The 16,480-nt window shown below is 58.8% G+C and carries 19 protein-coding genes and 1 tRNA gene; 5 read left to right on the top strand and 15 right to left on the bottom strand.

Annotation, left to right across the window (positions count from 1 at the left end; all coding sequences use genetic code 11):
- Positions 1 to 20 precede the first annotated feature (20 nt).
- Positions 21 to 1,565, bottom strand: coding sequence for a carboxypeptidase M32 (locus tag BUA15_RS06040; RefSeq protein WP_072715181.1), 1,545 nt, complete (start codon positions 1,563 to 1,565; stop codon positions 21 to 23).
- 245 nt (positions 1,566 to 1,810) lie between these two features.
- On the opposite strand from BUA15_RS06040, the gene BUA15_RS06035 reads away from it, so the two are divergent.
- From BUA15_RS06035 to merA, 4 genes are all read left to right on the top strand, one after another.
- Positions 1,811 to 1,883 (top strand) — tRNA-Thr (locus BUA15_RS06035).
- A gap of 136 nt (positions 1,884 to 2,019) precedes the next feature.
- Positions 2,020 to 2,424 carry an ArsR/SmtB family transcription factor gene (locus BUA15_RS06030; RefSeq protein WP_072715077.1) on the top strand — a complete coding sequence of 135 codons (405 nt, stop codon included), beginning with the start codon at positions 2,020 to 2,022 and terminating at the stop codon, positions 2,422 to 2,424.
- A 6-nt stretch (positions 2,425 to 2,430) separates the two neighbouring features.
- A complete protein-coding gene (locus BUA15_RS14080) occupies positions 2,431 to 3,045 on the top strand; it encodes a mercuric transporter MerT family protein (RefSeq protein ID WP_072715076.1) in 615 nt (204 codons plus the stop codon).
- Positions 3,042 to 4,715: a mercury(II) reductase gene (merA, locus tag BUA15_RS06020; protein ID WP_072715075.1), complete on the top strand. Its 1,674-nt coding sequence runs from the start codon at positions 3,042 to 3,044 to the stop codon at positions 4,713 to 4,715. The genes BUA15_RS14080 and merA overlap by 4 nt, the downstream gene beginning before the upstream one ends.
- A gap of 19 nt (positions 4,716 to 4,734) precedes the next feature.
- On the opposite strand, the gene BUA15_RS06015 is transcribed toward merA, so the two are convergent.
- From BUA15_RS06015 to BUA15_RS13710, 4 genes are all read right to left on the bottom strand, one after another.
- Entirely contained in the window at positions 4,735 to 4,911 is a 177-nt protein-coding gene (locus BUA15_RS06015) for a hypothetical protein (RefSeq protein ID WP_178139386.1), read from the bottom strand.
- An 11-nt stretch (positions 4,912 to 4,922) separates the two neighbouring features.
- Positions 4,923 to 5,270 (bottom strand): hypothetical protein, encoded by a 348-nt coding sequence (locus BUA15_RS06010; protein WP_072715073.1) that lies wholly within the window; start codon positions 5,268 to 5,270, stop codon positions 4,923 to 4,925.
- 18 nt (positions 5,271 to 5,288) lie between these two features.
- A complete protein-coding gene (locus BUA15_RS06005) occupies positions 5,289 to 6,335 on the bottom strand; it encodes a 6-bladed beta-propeller (RefSeq protein WP_072715072.1) in 1,047 nt (348 codons plus the stop codon).
- 202 nt (positions 6,336 to 6,537) lie between these two features.
- A complete protein-coding gene (locus tag BUA15_RS13710; protein WP_178139385.1) occupies positions 6,538 to 6,681 on the bottom strand; it encodes a hypothetical protein in 144 nt (47 codons plus the stop codon).
- A 233-nt stretch (positions 6,682 to 6,914) separates the two neighbouring features.
- Here BUA15_RS13710 and BUA15_RS06000 point away from each other — a divergent pair, with 233 nt between their 5' ends.
- Positions 6,915 to 7,352 (top strand): hypothetical protein, encoded by a 438-nt coding sequence (locus BUA15_RS06000; RefSeq protein ID WP_072715071.1) that lies wholly within the window; start codon positions 6,915 to 6,917, stop codon positions 7,350 to 7,352.
- Positions 7,353 to 7,444: 92 nt separating this feature from the next.
- Here BUA15_RS06000 and BUA15_RS05995 read toward each other — a convergent pair whose 3' ends face one another.
- The 10 genes from BUA15_RS05995 to BUA15_RS05950 form a co-directional block, all read right to left on the bottom strand.
- Positions 7,445 to 8,887 carry a multicopper oxidase family protein gene (locus BUA15_RS05995; RefSeq protein WP_072715070.1) on the bottom strand — a complete coding sequence of 481 codons (1,443 nt, stop codon included), beginning with the start codon at positions 8,885 to 8,887 and terminating at the stop codon, positions 7,445 to 7,447.
- A gap of 11 nt (positions 8,888 to 8,898) precedes the next feature.
- The gene (locus BUA15_RS05990) at positions 8,899 to 9,849 is read right to left on the bottom strand and encodes a YVTN family beta-propeller repeat protein (RefSeq protein ID WP_072715069.1); all 951 of its coding nucleotides are present in this window, start codon (positions 9,847 to 9,849) and stop codon (positions 8,899 to 8,901) included.
- A gap of 21 nt (positions 9,850 to 9,870) precedes the next feature.
- A complete protein-coding gene (locus BUA15_RS05985; RefSeq protein WP_072715068.1) occupies positions 9,871 to 10,272 on the bottom strand; it encodes a DUF302 domain-containing protein in 402 nt (133 codons plus the stop codon).
- Between the two features lie 20 nt (positions 10,273 to 10,292).
- Complete coding sequence (locus tag BUA15_RS05980; RefSeq protein ID WP_072715067.1) at positions 10,293 to 10,958, bottom strand: class I SAM-dependent methyltransferase; 666 nt, start codon at positions 10,956 to 10,958, stop codon at positions 10,293 to 10,295.
- Entirely contained in the window at positions 10,955 to 11,191 is a 237-nt protein-coding gene (locus BUA15_RS05975; RefSeq protein ID WP_072715066.1) for an SHOCT domain-containing protein, read from the bottom strand. Before BUA15_RS05975 ends, BUA15_RS05980 begins: the two co-directional genes overlap by 4 nt.
- A 14-nt stretch (positions 11,192 to 11,205) precedes the next feature.
- Positions 11,206 to 11,967 (bottom strand): Spy/CpxP family protein refolding chaperone, encoded by a 762-nt coding sequence (locus tag BUA15_RS05970; protein ID WP_072715065.1) that lies wholly within the window; start codon positions 11,965 to 11,967, stop codon positions 11,206 to 11,208.
- Between the two features lie 625 nt (positions 11,968 to 12,592).
- Positions 12,593 to 13,258, bottom strand: a complete 666-nt coding sequence (locus BUA15_RS05965; RefSeq protein WP_072715064.1) for a TlpA family protein disulfide reductase — start codon at positions 13,256 to 13,258, stop codon at positions 12,593 to 12,595.
- A 4-nt stretch (positions 13,259 to 13,262) separates the two neighbouring features.
- Positions 13,263 to 13,757, bottom strand: a complete 495-nt coding sequence (locus BUA15_RS05960; RefSeq protein WP_072715063.1) for a DUF411 domain-containing protein — start codon at positions 13,755 to 13,757, stop codon at positions 13,263 to 13,265.
- A gap of 88 nt (positions 13,758 to 13,845) precedes the next feature.
- Positions 13,846 to 14,586, bottom strand: coding sequence for a copper resistance protein B (locus BUA15_RS05955; RefSeq protein WP_072715062.1), 741 nt, complete (start codon positions 14,584 to 14,586; stop codon positions 13,846 to 13,848).
- Positions 14,583 to 16,436, bottom strand: coding sequence for a copper resistance system multicopper oxidase (locus tag BUA15_RS05950; RefSeq protein ID WP_072715061.1), 1,854 nt, complete (start codon positions 16,434 to 16,436; stop codon positions 14,583 to 14,585). The genes BUA15_RS05955 and BUA15_RS05950 overlap by 4 nt, the downstream gene beginning before the upstream one ends.
- Positions 16,437 to 16,480: the final 44 nt, after the last annotated feature.

The raw sequence follows: 16,480 nt of genomic DNA, 5'->3' as shown, positions 1-16,480 counted from the left end.
TCTCCAGGCTGGTGATTGAACTACGACCAAGAAACAGACGCCGTTGGGTACAGCGCCTGATACTTTTTCCGTATGTACGCCAGCCAGGGTTCCACCCTGAGCTGATTACCTGTGGCCTGCTGCAATAAAACGGGAGCTTTCCAGGCGCGGCCATAGCGATGAATCTGCTGGCGCAGCCAGGCCAGCACTGGATGAAAGTCGCCCCTGCGTATGTAGACGGCCACGTCTGCAATCTCTTGCTCCAGGGCTTCCCAAAGCTGGGCAGACATCAGGTTCCCTAATGTATAGGTCGGAAAATACCCAAAAGCTCCCTGTGACCAGTGAATATCCTGCAACACGCCTTCCCGGAAGGTTACCGGTCGCAGGCCGAGGTAACACTGCATGCGGTCATTCCAGGCTTCTGGCAAGTCCTGTACCGATAGACTATCTTCCAGAAGGGCTAACTCTAGCTCAAAGCGCAGCAGAATGTGCAGGTTGTAGGTTACTTCATCGGCCTCGACGCGAATCAGCGAAGGCTGCACCCGATTGATAGCGCGGTAAAAGGCCTCCAGAGAAACATCGTCCAGGACGCCTTCCAGCAGCCGTTGGAGGTGGGGGAAAAAATATTCCCAGAAGGGCAGGCTGCGGCCGATCAAATTTTCCCAGAGACGGGACTGCGACTCATGCAGACCCAGTGAGGCCCCGTCAGCCAGGGGCGTGCGCTCCAAGGCCGGATCGATGCCCTGCTCGTAGAGGCCGTGGCCAGCTTCGTGGAGCGTGGCAAACAGTCCGCTGGTGAAGTCGTGCGGATCGATTCGGGTGGTCAGCCGCACGTCGGAAATCGCAATGCCGGTGCTAAAGGGATGCACGGAGGCATCCAGGCGTCCGCGCTGAAGATCGAAGCCGACTACCTCTAGCAACATGCGGTTGAGCTTCCACTGGCGCTCGGCATCTACGTGACGATGGAGAAACGCATGCGCCGGCTGCGACTGGCCGCCAAGCTCCTGCACCAGGGGTACCAGGTGGGCCCGCAATTGCTCGAAAAGCCGCTGCACGTCGGCGGTGGTCATGCCTGGCTCGTACTGCTCCAGCAACGCATCATACGGATGCGCCTCGTAGCCCAGTGCTTCTGCCTTTTCGCGGTTGAGGTTGAGCAGCTGCTCCAGATAGGGCGCAAAAAGCATGTAATTATTTTCCTGGCGGGCCTGCTTCCAGGCTTCGCGCGCCTCCGTTTCCGTGCGAGCCAGGGCCGCTACCAGCTCGGGCGGAAGCCGCCGCGCTCTATCATAGTCTTCACGGACAACGGCAACCAGGCGAACAGCCAGATCATCGGGGGGCCATCCGGACACTGCGGCGGCTGCGGCTTCCAGCAATACTCCGGTCTCTTCCGAGATGAACCATTCGTGCGCCAGCCGGTGTAACGTGCTGAGCTGTTCGGCACGAACGCCTGTAGCTCCTGAAGGCATGTACGTCTCCTGATCCCACTCCAACAACGCAGCCGCCGCCCGAACGTCAGCAATACGTGCCAGGTGAGCGCACAACCTGGACAGGGCTGGATGCTCTGAAAAAAGCGCAGGTCTGTTCATCGTCTGCATAGGAATACCCGCGTCTGACAGGCTCCAAGATACAATCATCGGAAGATTCGACGCTGTCTGTAAGCTGTGAAACTGAACGGCAGACAAAAAGCGGCTTCCGGCGCACATGGCCCAGCCGGAAGCCGCTTAATCGGGCTGCTTGAAGAAATGTTAAGGTCAGGAAAGGTGGTCGCTGAGCGGGATCCTGACACTTGACTGCGCGTGAAATGCTTCGCTAAATTGCTCTAGCATGCCGAGCCAACGTAGCTCAGTTGGTAGAGCGGCTCACTCGTAATGAGCAGGTCGCCGGTTCGAGTCCGGCCGTTGGCTCCTACAAACCCCGGCTTTCAAGTCGGGGTTTTTTATTTCAGGCCTGTCCTTCTGCAACTGCCTCCTGTCGGAAGGTTGACAAATTCCCTGCTGTTTGTTATATAGCAAGTTAGTTAATTAACCAATTTGTTAAATTATGAGACGGCAGGAGGTGACCGATCGCACCTGCGTGCGCGTGGCGGTCGATGCAGAGAAGCTGGCCCGGCTTCGCCGGGAAGCGCTTGGGAATGATCATCTGGTGGCGTTGGCTGCCTTCATGCAGGCTGCCGGTAATGAAACGCGCCTGCGGATGCTTTACGTGCTACATCGAGCGGGCGAGCTGTGCGTGTGCGACCTGGCCGATATTTTTGAGATCTCGCAGCCGGCGGTTTCACGTCATCTGAAAATCCTGCGGGAGAAAGCGCTGGTGGAAGCGCGACGGGAGGCGCAGACGATCTACTATCGGGTCTGCACGGCTCATCCGTTCGCCCGATTGCTGGGGCGACTTTTCGATGAGCTGGACCTGGACCGAATTCAACTGAACCTGAATGCTACGGGGTAACCACGTATGCGCGCCCAAAAGACAAACGCGGTAGTTCGTTCCAGCCTGTTGGCGGCCATTGGAGCCGGGGTGCTGGCTTCTATCTGTTGTGTTGGCCCTTTAGTTGCAGTGGCCGCTGGCGTGGGGGGTGTCTGGGTGAGTCAGCTTACCGCGCTGGAACCCTATCGACCATTTTTTATAGCGCTGGCGCTGGGAGCATTGGCGCTGGCCTGGTATCGGGAAGCGCGGCGTCGCCAGGATCCAGATTGCGACTGCGAGGCCGGTCTGCATCCGAAGATGCGTCGGTTGTTGCTGGGAGGCGCGACAGTGCTGGTGCTGGGACTGCTGGTCGCGCCCTCTTTGATCGAATCTGCGCATACGGTACCGGCAGTTACGCAGGAGACCAACCCGTCGGTGCAGGAGGTGGTCCTGGAGGTGCAGGGGATGACTTGCGAGGCCTGTAGCCAGGCGGTGGTCTATGCGTTGCAGCGCCTTGAGGGGGTACGGGCGGCCGAGGTAACGCTGGAGCCGCCAGAAGCACGCGTGCGCTTCGAGGCGGAAAAGGTGTCGGTAGCGCAGCTCATCGAGACCATTCGCAGCGCTGGATTTGACGCGCACCTGAAAGCAAACGAGTCGTTATGAAAAAAATCTTAGCCCTGCATATCAAGGGGATGACGTGCGCTCACTGCGCGCGTGCGATTGAACGGGCACTCCGGCAGGTGGCTGGCGTGACGCGGGCACAAGTGGTCGACTGGTCCCATGGACGAGTGATGGTTACGTGGAAGGGGAAGACAGTGGAGGCCGAAGCGCTGGCACAGGCTATCGCCGCCGCTGGTCCTGGCTATCGGCTGGAGCGGTGGGAAGTGGTGCGTGAGATCGGCGATAAAACGCTGCCTGAGGGCGTTTCGGATCGGGTGGATTACGATCTGCTGATCATCGGTGGCGGATCGGCAGCGTTTGCGGCAGCGTTGCGGGCGCGTGAACTGGGCTTCCGCAGCCTGATCGTCAACGAAGGGCTACCCCCTGGAGGCACCTGCGTGAACGTCGGGTGCGTGCCGTCGAAAGCGCTCATTCGGGCAGCCGAAGCCCATTACCGCGCGGCGCATCATCCGTTTGCTGGAATTCGCTCGACCAGCCAGGTGGTGGACTTTGGCGCCCTGATCGAACAGGTGCAGGCGCTCACCAGCAAACTGCGCCAGCATAAGTACCTGGACCTGATCGATGGCAGGCAGATCGCCTTTCGGAAAGGACGGGCGCGCCTGGCCGGTCCGAACACGATCCAGATCGGCGATGAGATTTTCTCGGGCCGTGCTGTGCTGATTGCGACCGGTGCGCGGACGGCCCTGCCGCCTGTTCCAGGACTGACCGAAGGCCCGTATCTCACGCATGAAACGCTGTATCGGCTGGATACCCTGCCCGGGCATCTGATTGTGCTGGGCGGCGGCTACATCGGGCTGGAAAACGCGCAGGCGTTCGCCCGACTCGGCTGCCAGGTGACGCTCCTGCAACGCTCGGCCCGGATTCTCTCTCGGGAGGATCCTGATGTGTCTGATACCCTGGCGGCCTATCTGCAGGAAGAAGGCGTGGACATTCGGACCGGCGTGCAGCTCCAGCACGTTTCCTGGCAGCAGGACGGAGTGCAGGTGCGTTACGTCCAAGCCGGGAAAACCCACCGGATCAGCGGTACGCACCTGCTGGTGGCCACCGGACGCCGGGGCAATACGGACCACCTGGGCCTGGAGGCGCTGGGCATTGCAACCGACCCGCAGGGTTTTTTGCAGGTGGACGAGACGCTGCGGACTACTGTACCCACCGTATGGGGCGCAGGCGATGTGATTGGTGCGCCGCTGTTCGTGTACACCGCCGCGTACGAAGGAAAGCTGGCTGCAGAAAATGCCTTGCTGCATCAGCAGGAGCGACGCGACGAGCAGAACGTGCCCTGGGTCATTTTTACGGATCCCCAGGTGGCCGGGGTGGGCCTGGACGAACGGGCGGCGCAGGCAGCCGGCCTCGACTACGAAACCTCCGTGCTGCCGATTTCCGAGGTGCCGCGCGCGCAGGTGGGGCGCGACGCGCGCGGCTTCCTGAAGCTGCTACGTGACCCCCGGAGCGACCGGCTCCTGGGCGCCCGCATCGTGGCCCCGGAAGGCGGCGAGCTGCTGATGGGGCTGTCGCTGGCCCTGCGCTACGACATTCCGGTTTCCGAGCTGGCCCGCTGCTTCTGTCCCTACCTGACCTGGTCTGAGGCCGTCAAGCTGGCCGCGCTGGGCTTTACAAAAGATGTACGCCAGCTCAGTTGCTGCGCCACCTGAACCGGCAAATTCCGCTTCCTCAGCGCGCCGCCGGCTCCAGATAGAACCGCACCGGCGTGATCTGATGGATGGACTCGGTTTCACGCTGTCCGTAAAAGTAGCAGGTGGCGGTTGCCGAAGCGCGGCCTGCTAGTCTGAGCAGTTTGTGTTGATGAACAAACGCCCCTTCCCACTGCAGATGACCCATCTGTCGCATGGTGTGGGGATCTACCAGCATAAAATGCACTTCCGCTTCTTCCGTTTGCGCCAGATGATGTCCACCCGCGTGCCTTCGACCGGGAGCTGATAGGGACCAGTCGCTACGATAAGTGTCAGGTCCTGGCGAGTGCACCAGACATCCCGGTTGATCGACTGCGTGAAAAGGAACGGCGCCATCTCGGGCGCATAGGGGGTCGGATCACCTTTGTAGGGAGCGACGGAAAATTCCGTACCCAGGGGAAAGGTTTCGATCTTGAAAGTGCGCACGCAGGCAAAGGCTGCTTCTGCGGGAGGGGCGAAATAGATGTAGGCACCCTGCGCAGCTAGATGGAGCGTCGGGTCCCAGAAGGAAAGCATGGCATGCTCGCAGGCCCATTACTCAAAATGCAAACGGACAGGAATAATCTGGTGCAGGGGCTCTTCTTCACGAACGCTGTAAAAATAGAAGGTGGCCGTCTCCGGATCCCAACCAACAAACTGGTTCAAACCATTCTTTACGAGAAAGTCTGTTTCAAGATAAATATGGCCAATCTGTTGCAATGTTCGTAAGTCGACCACGACAAAGTTTAGCGATCGGTCTCCATTGCTTTTTGGTGTGAAATCTTTAAACACATAAGCTCCTGTGTCGATCAAAAGGACGAGACCTATGGGAGTTTTCCATACGCCACGGTTTACAGAATTGGTAAAGATATAGCGCACGGCTTGTAGGGTAAGGGCGGGTACACGTGGACCTTTATAGGGAGCAACGGTAAAGTTTGGAATTGCTAACGGGAAACGTTGAACCTGGCGCGTTCGCAGATTCAGTCGGTAGAGTGCAGGCTGCGATGGTCGAACAAAGTAAACCAGGGAATCTAGGTAGGCTAAATGTCCGGTTCCTGACATAAGCGACAGGATTTCGTCTTCATACTGGCCTTCTCCAAAACTTTCCACATATCGTTTGTGGCGCAGATCGAATAGCGTAATAAACTGTGAGGTTCTTTGAGAGTGACTAAAGATCACAAAAGGATAACGATAAATAAAGTCTTGGCAGTTTAAGCTGAAATCGGAGTACCGTTGAACGACTTGTCGCGTTTTAAGATCAATGCCCAGTAGCCTGAGCCCCATGTTGTCCCACAGCCAGAGCGTATCCTGAAAGATTCGTAGAAATCCGGCACTGCGATACGCATGGGGACCATCTCCCTGCTCGCCGACCTGCTGGATGAAGCGACCGTTCAGGTCATAAACATAAAGCGCCGTATTGCCCGGCCGGCCACCCGTGATCCAGAGCAGCGAGTCGGTGCGGGTGATTGAGGTTACCGTTTGAATGTAGGCCCCGGGTTGTTCTTGGAGCAGAATGGGCTGTTCCAGCCGAAAAGTAACACGCAGGCGTTGTTGCTGAGCCTGCACCGCCGACGCGATGAGGCCCAGCAACAACGCAATCATAAGGGGGGACATTGGCAGCGTTACAGCTTTTTGTGCACGATTACTCCGGTTCTTCATTCATACCACCTGCCGATGTCAACAACGCCAGAATAGCTTCGCCATCACAGCGGTAGGAGCCTCCCGGTTCACATTGGAAATGGATCTTGGGCAAGGTCGCACCGAAGACGCCCATGACCTGGACTTTCCCTATCTGGCAGTCTAATCACGGAATGCCATCCCTGCAATCTTCGGTTGCCAGGGCACAGAGAGGATCATGCGCCGTTGTGTTCAGAGCTAACCCTGTAGGACGTTCGTTGCCGCTGCCCAACAGAAAAGGCAGCCATACCAGAAGCATCCACCGTTTCATGGCGCTCTGACAGGTTTTGGGATGAACGGTTTGGCAAGATGTTGATCCAATAGAGCGGCCGCTCTTGCTGAAGCAAGACTAAAAAAAAGACTCATGGTCAAGAGAGGGACGAAATTTTAGAGAGCTTCGCATTTTCTTCATCATGCTGTTTTGCCGAAAGGCGGCTTTTTTGAAAACCTCCTCAAGGATACCGGGTAAGGAAATCGGTTCCTGAAACATTCCTGGAGCAATCCATGTGGGTTACGCGCATTTACCGGCGTCCGGATGGCCAGGTCGTATCGGGCCGGTTGGAACTCAAGCTGCGGGATGTGGGCGACGTGGGGTTGTTGATCAAGCGCTGGCCGGCGGTGCGGATGCAGGTGCTGGAGGCCCAGCCCGGAAGCGAAGCCATCTGGCAATTGGAGGACGGGACCCAACTGTTGGCCGTGCTTTCCGGGCAGCTTGAGCTCCGCGTGCCTCCTGCGTTCCGGCACCGGCTGACGCCCGGCACCTTAGTGCTGCTGGAAGATACGCTCTCCGGATGCCGGCTGCATTTCAACGGAGCAGAGCCCGGGCAGGTGCTGATGGTTGCGCTGCCAGAGCCTCTCCCACTGGATGAAGTGGAGGAGGCGGATGCGGAGTCGTTTCCGGCCAGCGATCCGCCTTCGTGGACCGGTACGGCTGCTACATGAGTGGGTTGAACATTATTAGGGCAGGTTGACAATCCTCTTTTTTTGTGCTGAATCGGGGGATGCCGTTGCCGGATCCAGCCGACTGGTTCTGATCAGGACCGATACCGCACTTCCCGGGCCATGCCGTTTTCAAGGTGGTAGAGGTTGTGGCAGTGGAAGAACCAGCGTCCCGGGTTGTCGGCAATAAAGTCGAAGCTAATGCGGCCCATGTGGGGAAGCACCAGCACGGTGTCTTTCAGGGCGTCGCCTACGCGGAAGAAGTGGCCGTGCAGGTGCATGGGATGCAGCATCATACTGTGATTGATCATGCGAAAGCGCACGCGCTCGCCCTTCGTGATTTCCAGGGGGTCAGCTTCGGGATATGCCTGGCCATTGATTGTCCAGCGTGGCGCCATGGGCATGCCGCCTGAGAGGACGAGGTGGAAGGTGCGGTCGGGACGCCGGGCCGGTAGCATTTCCAGGCAGCGCAGGTCGGCGTAGGTAAGCGTGCGCCCCTGGAGCGTTTCTGGCAGTCCGGACGGCAGCCCTCGCGCGCGGCTTTCTCGATAGTGAAGGATGGCGCGGGCCGGGGCGTGCGTGCCTTCAACCGGAATGGCCACGATAGCCCAGCGGCCGGGATTAGTGGCTTCCAGCATGACATCGTAGCGTTCGCCCATGCCGATAAGCAGATTGTCGACGCGCACAGGCTCTACAGGCCGGCCGTCTGCGTGGGTAACCAGCAGGGGATGTCCGTCGATAGCGAAGCGGAAGGTGCTGGCACCGGAAGGATTCAGCAGCCGCAGGCGGATGCGTTCACCCTGCCGTACTTCAAAGACCGGCGCTGCTTCCGGCAGACGACCGTTGATCAACGATCCGGCATAGGAAGGCATCTGAATGCCCATCATTCCCCGCATGCCCCCCATCATGCCACGTCCCATCATGCCGCGACCGGGCCTGCCGGGAGCGCTGGTTGCAAGCGGCTGCGGGGCGCCGGGCAGGAAGTCGTCCAGTACCAGGGTGTACTCCCGGTCATAGGATACGTGCGGTGTGGTTTCTTCAATGATTAACGCGCCGAGCAGGCCACGGTCGAGCTGCAGGCCAACGTGGCTGTGGTATAGATAGCTACCGGAAGGAGCGGCCACGAACGTGTACGTAAAGGTTTCGCCGGGCGCAATGGGGTCTTGGGTCAGGCCGGGGACTCCGTCCATAGCGTTAGGGACCGGTACGCCATGCCAGTGGATCGTGGTCCCTTCTGGCAGAAAGTTTTCGACGATAACCTGTAGTTGTTCGCCTTCGCGCACGCGAAGCTCTGGGCCGGGAAATGCGCCGTTATAGCCCCAGGTGCGGTAGATGCGGCCCGGGGCCACCTCGACTTCAATGGGTTCAACCCGGAGGCGTACCGTGCGGGTAGGACCGGTAGGGGTGGTGCGGCGCAGCGGCGGTGCTGCTTCGGCCTGGTCGGTTGTTTCCTGACGGCACCCTGCCCACAGGCCAGGCGCTGCCAGCGCCGCCGTTGAGCTCAGTAAGGTTCGGAGAAACGTGCGCCGATCAGGCATGGCTGAATACGTTAAGAATTTCCCGGGATTGCAATCCAGAAAGGCCCCTTGCCGGGACTCAGGTACCGGGTAACCGTCAGGGTTGTCAGATCAAGGACGGCTACGCGGTCCTGTAAGGCCAGGGCTACGTATGCTTTTCGGCCGTCCAGGCTGGCGCGCACGCCATGAGGGCCAGGACCTACCGTAATTTGCTGCATCACTTCCAATTGCTGCGCGTCAATGACCGTAACGACTGAATCGGCAAGGCCAGTGACCAGTACGTACCGTCCATCCGGCGTTGCATCGACGCCATAATGAGGGGCGCTAAGCGGAATCCGTCGAATGATGCGGCGCGTGGTCAGGTCGATAACGGTCAGGTTGCGACTGCCAATGTTGGAGACATATAGCCAGCGCCCGTCAGGCGAAAGATCTACATTATGGGGAGCGCGTCCGGCTGGCAGGCGATCGACGACAGTTCGCTGCGGCAAGCTTACGACAGCTACGCTACTGTCTCCCTGAAGCGTCACGTAGAGCAATTGATCGTCTGGAGAAAAAACGCTGTTGTGGGGCATAGGGCCTACCGGGATGGTCGCCGCAATCCTCAGCGTAGCCAGCTCAATCAGTGAAATTGTGCCTTCTCCTTCGTTTGCAACAGCCGCCCATCGACCTGCATGGTCGATCTGGACTCCTTTGGGCGTTTGGCCAACCGAAAGGATATCCCGCAAGCGTCCGCTGGGAGCATCGTAGACATAGATTCGGTTTTCGCGGCTACTGGTGGCCAGCACCAGTCTTCCTTCAGGGTCTGCGGCAACGTATGTAATCTGCTGACCCGCTGGCCAGGAAGTCTGATGTCCTAATACGGCTATTGCCTGCTGGGCCGACAGGGTAACAAAGACCAGATCGTCGGGGGTGGAAACCGTTGGGGCACACCCTCCCATCAGGCCAAGCAGCAGAAGGATCGGCCCGGCCACCAGGAATCGCATGGTGTTGCGTCCCAATCGAGGTTAGAGTTTTTCAATAATGCGTTTCAGCCGCTCCCGCACCTGTTCGGCAATGGGGCGCAAAGCCGGGTTGTCAACGGCCTGCATTGACGCGACTGGATCGATGGCCGCTACTTCGGTCTGCCCATCCTCCGTCTGGCGGACGATCACGTTACAGGGCAGCATAGTGCCGATGTGCGGCTCGGCTTGCAGCGCTTGATGGGCAAAGTGCGGGTTACAGGCTCCCAGGATCCGATAGGGGCGTACCTCGATGTTCAGTTTCTTTTTCAGCGTTTCGCGCACGTCGATCTCGGTTAGCACCCCAAAGCCTTCTTCCTGCAGCAGTTCTCGCACGCGGGCTTCGGCTTCTTCCAGTCCGATAGGAAGAGTCCGGGCAAAGTAGTAAGTCGTTTTGACTTCGCTCATGGCATCTCCGGGTTGTTTTGTTAAGGTTGAGGTTTACGCGCAACAATATGACGCACCAGGCCGCCGGGGGCCAGATCAGTAACTTCTTCCAGCGCCCAGCCAGCCCGTTGTACATTGTCAACGGTGCGGCGTGCAATATGCACGCCTGTCAGGCGATAGACAGGGGCATCCAGGCGGTCCATCCAGCGCCCCAGCCACTCCCAACGAACGCGCATATGCTCCAGCAGATGCAGGCGTCCCCCGGGTCGGGTTACGCGCAGCGCCTCTTGCAGCCCCAGGATGGGATCCGGAACCGAACAGAAGACGAATGTGGCTACGACCTCGTCAAAGCGGTCGTCCTCAAAGTGCAGCGCCTGCGCATCCATTTCCAGCAGGGTGACTGCGCGTTCGGGGGTGCTCTGGAGGCGCCGGCGGGCCCGTTCCAGCATGCGTGGCGACAGATCAATGGCGGTAACCCGAATGCCCGAGGGATAAAACGGGATATTTTTGCCAGTGCCGACGCCGATCTCCAGCACTTCTGGTCCCTGCACCCGGGCCCAGAGCCGGCGGCGCCATCGCCGAAAAGCCAGCCATTCCATCGGGAGCTCCAGCAGGTCGTACCGGCCTGCCAGGCGGTCATAGGCTTTCCGGGCGAAGGCGGTGGCCTCCGGATCAGGAGATAGCGTCTGCTGACGGAGGGCGTTCATGTCAGCCGGTCGCGTTCCAGGCGGGCCCGCCGTTCTTCGTATTCTTCTGTGGAGATCTCACCGGCGGCATAACGCCGCTGCAAAAGTTCCAGCGGCGATTCCCGTGCGGGCCGGTGGGCTGGTTCGCCAGAGCGCCGCTGCTGGCTGAGCAGCCAGACCAGCGCAATGATCACGACGATCCAGAAAATCCACCAGCCCCAGTGCATGCCCCAAACCATGTGTGGTCCGTACATCGTTCAATTAGGAGTTAGCGTGGCTGATGACGATGGCCTTTGTTCTGGTCATTCTGGTGTTGATGCGACGATGATCCTTGCTGGCGATGCATCATGCCGCCGCCTCCCATCATGTCCATCATGCCACCCCCGCGCATCATGCGCATCATACCCTCGCGGCCATGCATCATGTGCATCATCTGCATCATTTCCATCATAGGCAACCGCATCATGTAATGCATCATCTGGCGTGGCTTGAGCTCGCGCAGACGAGTCCGCTGCGTTTCATTCAGCACCTGCATCATCTGGCGGAAAGTTTCATACGGGGCCACCTGATCTTCTACTTTCAGGCGTGCCATTGCCTGTAGATGCTCTCGCACTGCAGCCGGTTCAGGGTGTCGATTTTCTTTAAAGAGCGCCTGAAGAGCCTGGCGGTGCCGGCGCATTTCCTGCTGACGCGCATGATGCTGCTGCATCATGCGCTGCTTGAGCTCGCGAAGCTGCTGCTGTTGCTGCGTAGAGAGGCCCAACGAGTCGGCCATAACGGGCAAGACAAAAGCCATCATCGTAGCCCGATGCAGCGGCTGTTGCATACGCTGCATCATCATGCCTCCCTGCATCATGCCCATCATGCCCGACATCATTTGCATCATCATGTGCCCCTGCATCCCCCCCTGCTGCATGTGCATCATGCTACGCGCCGTATCCGGCCGGTTCATCTGGTGCCGGTGGGGTTGTCCAAGCACCGGCAGGGCCCATAGCAGGCTTAAGACGAGAATGGTTCCATACGTTTTCATGGTCGTTTCTGTAGTTTGGCTTCTCGTGTCATACCTGTCTTAACCTATTTAAAAAGACGGGAGCTAAGGCTTAGACGATCCTGAAAAGCCTTTAAGCGGCGTAACGATACCGTTACGAGTGATCATTGCTATGCCATTGTCCCAGAATAGAATGATAAAAGTAGCTCAAGCCTCACGCAGCAAAACAGGGCACGTGCCGTAAGTTTATGATTGTTTTTTGCGGCCTGTGTTTTAGGAGATGGTGCTATAAATTTTGATATTTAGCAGCGAAAAGGACCCGTTATTCGGTGGATTGTGGTTGGCAATGGCTCACCGGGAGGAAGGCCTATTTGCTCCGAGAAACAGGCTGTGAACGCTGCATTTTCGGCAGAAAGGAAAGATCGCTGACAGGTTCGGATCAGTTTACCCCACAAGGAGTCGGCGGCGGTCATTTAACGGGAATCCAGTTTTAAAAAGCCGCTGGTGCCGGGCCGGCGAGGTGCGTAGAGCTCGGGAGGCTTTGACAGAAGAGCAGGGCCATGCTTGGCCAAAAGGAGGGGTTTGCACTGTAAAGGCGCAGCCTGGAGTTTCACCGGCCGCGTTTTTTCGAAGGCAGATCGGGCCTGGGCGGCGTAGGCCGGCAAAGTTATTGTTCCAGGTATGGTAATACGGCTGCTTCAAACTGGGCGAAGTCGGCGGCGCCTGGCCAGGTCTCGCGAATAATCCCCTGGCGATCGATGACAAACGTAGTGGGACGCGCCTGTTCGACGCGGTTATACGGCCAGGGCCAGCGGGTACCGGGTGGCAGGTACCCGCTGACAGGCTCCAGTGGCCGCTCTTTCATAAATTCCAGGACGGTCTGCCGGGGTTCGTCGGAGATCATGATGACCACGACGCCCTGGTCCCGATAGGCCTGTTGGAAACGGTTCAGTTCCGGAATTTCAGCCAGGCAGGGGCCGCACCATGTTGCCCATAAGTTGAGCAAGATCACCTGACCTCGGTAATCGGCCAGCGTGCGCGGTTCGTCTGTTTCGACCAGCCGAAAGGTCAGGGCAGGGGCGGGTCGTCCGACAGCGCCCGGTGGTTGCACGAGTTCAGGTTGTTGCTGGCGCAGGTAGGCCAGCACGCCAAGCGCCAGACCGGAAAGCGTCACAAAACTGCCAAGCACCACACCCGTCCACGCCGCGGCTCCTTCCAGGCGCCGATGGGGATTAAGGCGTGGGGCCAGCCAGAGCAGCACTGCACCTCCAAGCGTTAGCAGCGCCGCCAGTCCGTATAGCAGGGAAGGGGAAAGCGGCAACGACTCTTGCATTGCGCTATTGTTTAAGCTCTGGCAGACCGTAACGCGCGTATACCTGCGTTTGTCCGTCCGTAGTAAAGGTCAGCACGTCGTACGGATCGCGCCGGTCTCCCTGTTCCATGCCCGGCGATCCGACGGGCATGCCTGGAACCGCCAGGCCTGCTACCGCCGGTTTTTCCTGCAGAAGGCGTTGCACGTCGCGCGCAGGCACATGCCCCTCGATTACATATCCTTCGATAAGGGCTGTATGGCACGACTGCAACTGGTAGGGAACGCGAAATCGGGCTTTGATGGTCGCCATATCTTGCACGTCTTCTACGCGCACCTTAAAGCCCGCATTCTGCATATGGGTAACCCAGTCGCTGCAGCAACCACAGGTGGGACTTTTGAAGACGGTCAGCGTGGGTTGGGCGATGGCGCCTCGCTGGCTGCTGTAAACGGCCAGGCCAATGGCGGCCACGGCAGCGCCCAGCAGAAAACCCAGCACATAGGTTTTGCGAGTTATGCGCATGCTTCCAAGAAGTTTGTTTCTGGGAAATACAGGCCGGGAGCCTTACGATCAGGAGGGGGATCAGGCTCCCGGCCTGCATTAAATTTTATCAATACCAGAGGCGGACGCCGGCCACAATACCCGACGTGCGTGCTGCTTCGCCTTCGCGTCGTGCCAGTGAAGCCGCACTTCCGTAGAGACGGCTCCAGTTGAATCCAATGTAGGGAGCAAATTCCCGCACGAGCTCGAAGCGAAGCCGCAGACCAAAATCGATGCGGTTCAGGCCGCGTCCGATGCCCCACTCTGGTACGTTCTGCGCTGCAGCCAGCATTTCTAAACGGGGCTGCAGAATGAGCCGCTGCGTGATGAACAGGTCATGAGACGCAACCAGCGAGGCTGCCAGATCACCATCCTGGCTCACGTAAAAAAGCGGTTCGAATTCGAACCAGTACGGAGCCAGTCCTTCCAGGCCAAAAACGAGGTGAGCGCGGGTGCGCGTCTCTTCTCCATAGGCCACGTCCATGCGGACGCCTATCTGAAGATCCCAGAAAGGAGCAATGACGCGGCTGTAGAGCGCCTGGAACTCAGCTTCGCCACCTTGCTGGCTGGTGAGCGCTTCGCCCTCGCTTCGAATCCAGAGCCGGTTGTACATTTTCCCAACCCACGCATCCAGGTCCCATTGCACCGGACGTCCCTCCAGGCGGGGCTGGGTTTCCAACAGGTCAAACAGGATGAAGGCCAGGGTGTTTTCGTTGGCAAAATGGATCAGGGGCTGCGTTTGGGCCCATAACGGGCGCCCAGAAAGCCCCAGTCCAAGCACCAGCAACAGGGAGAAAATTGGGCGCATCATGATGACGTCTTCGCTGCAGTTTCTGGTTCGCTGACTTCAAAGACCCGAAACATCCCCATGTCCATGTGATAGAGGATGTGGCAGTGGAAAGCCCAGGGGCCGGGCTCATCAGGGGTGATCAGCACCGAGACCCGTTCGGCCGGCTTGACCAGGATGGTATGTTTAAGAGGAATATGCCGGCCATGGCCGTTTTCGAGTTCCATCCACATCCCGTGCAGGTGCATGGGGTGTTCCATCATCGTGTCATTGACGAGAATGAGTCGCACCCGCTCTCCGTAGCGAAGCCGGATGGGTTCTGGCGCTTCGGAGTAGGTTTTTCCGTCGATGCTCCACAGGAAGCGCTCCATGTTGCCGGTCAGGTGCAACTCAATCTCTCGGGTAGGCGGACGAAAGTCTTTTCGTGGGTAAAGGCTTTTCAGGTCGGTGTAGACCAGCACGCGCCAGCCATCCTCGCCCAGTCCCACGCCCGGCTCATGCAGACGGCTTCGCGTAACCATCGGAATGGCTGCGTTGCCAGGGCCGTGCGTTTCTTTGCTGTGCGGTTGTGGTTCCGGTGGCATGCCTGGAGGCTGGCCTACGCCTCCCATCATGCCGGCCATCATGGCCCCATGTTGAGCATGGGACATGTCCTGATGTTGCTGATTCTGGTGGTGCATTGGCCGGTGCTCCCTTCCTTCATGCTGCTGCATGCCGCCATGCTGCATGCCTGCGTGGTCCCCATCTCCGTGCACCATGCCCATGTCGGCGTGGGTTCGTAGGGGACGTTTCCGGAGCGGGGGAATGGGACCTTCCATGCCCTCGCGGGGTGCCAGTGTGCCCCGGGCATAGCCACTCCGGTCCATGGATTCAGCAAAAATTGTATAGGCCTTCTCCTCTTTGGGCTCGACGATGACGTCATAGGTTTCGGCGATGCCGATGCGAAATTCATCGACCGTCACCGGCTGCACGTACTGCCCGTCGGCCTGAATTACGGTCATGGGCAGCCCGGGAATGCGCACGTCGAAGAAGCTACCGGCTGCCGCATTGATAAAGCGTAGCCGCACGCGCTCGCCAGGCCGGAACAGACCGGTCCAGTTGTCTTCGGGAGCACGGCCGTTGAGCAGATAGGTATAGGTGGCTCCCGTAATATCGACAATGTCGGTGGCCCCCATGCGCATGCGTCCCCAGCTCAGTCGATCTTTCAGGGCGCTCCAGAAGCCCCGCTCTCTGGCTTCCTCAAACAGATTGGACAGCGTGCGCCGCTGAAAGTTGTAATAGCCCGGATATTTGCGCAGGCGGGCCAGCACCCGGTAGGGATTTTCAAAAGTCCAATCGCTCAGGACAATCACGTACTCGCGATCATACGGATACGGCTCTTCTGCGGGGTCAATAATGAGGGGGCCGTAGACGCCTGTCTGTTCCTGCAACCCACTGTGGCTATGGTACCAATAGGTACCATGCTGGCGGATGCGAAACCGATATTCGAATGTTTCGCCCGGCTTGATTCCTGGAAAACTGACGCCCGGCACCCCGTCCATATCAAAGGGTACCAGCAGACCATGCCAGTGAATGGACGTATCCTCCTTCAGTCGATTGGTAACGCGCAGAATGACTTCATCTCCTTCGCGAAAGCGAAGCAGAGGACCCGGAACGGTACCATTGATGGTGGTCGCCGTAGCCTTCCGCGCGCCAATCCGAATCGGCGTTTCGGCGATGGTTAGATCGTACGTGACCGGACCATCAGTCTGCCGGCGAAGCGGTCGCACTTGCGGACGCGGCCGCGCATAAGCCGGTAGCAAGGCTTCTAAGCCTGTCGTGATCCCCAGCACAGCCAGCGCCTGCAAAAAATCACGCCGTGTAAACGTTCCCATTGCTCATGGATGTTGGTCCGTGGGGATTGCACCAGAACGCTAGC

It is taken from the genome of Rhodothermus profundi (genome assembly GCF_900142415.1).
In the GTDB taxonomy this organism is placed as follows: Bacteria; Bacteroidota; Rhodothermia; order Rhodothermales; family Rhodothermaceae; genus Rhodothermus; species Rhodothermus profundi.
Note: the sequence above shows the minus strand (reverse complement) of the source record. Positions and strands in the feature narration are given on the sequence as shown.